The sequence below is a fragment of the Mycobacterium sp. TH-M82 genome (assembly GCF_057473605.1).
In genome coordinates this window covers 1-1,582 of record NZ_JBYCKY010000280.1, presented here as the reverse complement: position 1 = coordinate 1,582, position 1,582 = coordinate 1, and the positions used below count along the sequence as shown (strand labels likewise).

The 1,582-nt window shown below is 65.5% G+C and carries 1 protein-coding gene; it reads right to left on the bottom strand.

The window, feature by feature from the left end:
* Positions 1–33: 33 nt before the first annotated feature.
* Entirely contained in the window at positions 34–1,353 is a 1,320-nt protein-coding gene (locus AC2VON_RS08835) for an IS256 family transposase (RefSeq protein WP_457211692.1), read from the bottom strand.
* Between the last annotated feature and the right edge of the window lie 229 nt (positions 1,354–1,582).

The following is a 1,582-nucleotide window of genomic DNA, read 5'->3' as shown; positions in this document are numbered from 1 at the left end:
GAGGAATTGTCAATACCTGTGGATCGGAGTGTTTCAGGCGACCTCCGTTCCGGTGTGCTGATCGCCGTCTGAGGGCGGTTGCGGTGGGGTGATGTCGGCGGGGCGTTCGAGCAGCTTGCCCTTGTGGAACACCGCGCCGGCGCGTACGAGGGCGACCAGGTGCGGGGCGTTGACGGCGCGCCAGCGGGCCTGTGCGGCGTCGATCAGCTTGTAGGCCATGGCCAGACCGGCCGCACGCGATCCCGGACCCTTGGTGACCTTCGTCCGCAGCCGCACGGTGGCGAACGTCGACTCGATCGGGTTCGTCGTCCTCAAGTGGATCCAATGCTCGGCCGGGTAGTGATAGAACTCCAGCAGGGTGTCCAGATCGTCGACGATCTTGGCGACGGCCTTGGGAAACTTGGCGCCGAAGTCGACCTCGAACGCTTTGACGGCGACCTGCGCCTTGTCGATGTCCTCGGCGTTGTAGATGTCGCGCATCGCCGCCAACGCGGCCGGATGCGCTGACTTCGGTAGTGCAGCAAGGACATTGGCTTGCTTATGGAACCAGCAGCGCTGCTCCTTGCTCGCCGGGAACACCTCCCGCATCGCTTTCCAGAACCCGAGTGCGCCGTCGCCGACGGCCAGCACCGGGGCGGTCATTCCGCGCCGTTTGCAGTCACGCAGCAGATCGGCCCACGACTCGGTGGACTCCCGGTAGCCGTCGGTGATCGCCACCAATTCCTTGCGCCCGTCGGCGCGCACCCCGAGCATCACCAGCAGACACAGCTTCTCCTGGTCCAGGCGGACCTTGAGGTGGATCCCGTCGACCCACAGGTAGACGTAATCGGTGCCCGACAGATCCCGGGCGGCAAACGTGCGAGCCTCGTCTTGCCACTGGCTGGTCAGCCGGGTGATCGTAGTAGCCGACAACCCGGCCCCAGAGCCGAGGAACTGCTCCAGCGCCGGCCCGAAATCGCTGGTCGACAAACCGTGCAGGTACAGCAGCGGCAACACCTCGCTCATCTGCGGGGACTTGCGCGCCCAGGCCGGCAGGATCGCCGAGGAGAACCGCTGCCGCTCACCGGTATCGGGATCGACACGTTTATCGTTGACCCGCGGCGCCTTCACCTCGACCGCCCCGGCCGCGGTCAGCACCTCGCGGGACTGGTGGTACCCGTTGCGGACCACCAGCCGGTGGCCCTCGGCATCGAGCTGATCGGCGAACTGGGCCACATACGCGGCGACCTCGGCCTGCAGTGCAGCGGCCAACATCTGCCGCGCACCGTCGCGGACGATCTCGTCCAACAACGACCGACCAGCGCTGCTGGCATTGTCGTTGGCGTCCCCGGCATCGTGAACTACGGTGAGCATGGGCGTACCTTCCCAACCAGCGCGCCAACGCCGGTCTTGATCGAATACCTGATTCCGTGAAGATCATCCCCGGGAAGGTGCGCCCACTTTCACGCCCCCGTCACCGAGCCTCATCCACAGGTATTGATCATTGCTCGCGGCAGCGGTGAAGGTGCTGCTGGAGATGGTCGAGGTCAACCAGGACGTCGGGCTGGGCGTGGTGTTGGACATGATCGAGAAGACCGTCACC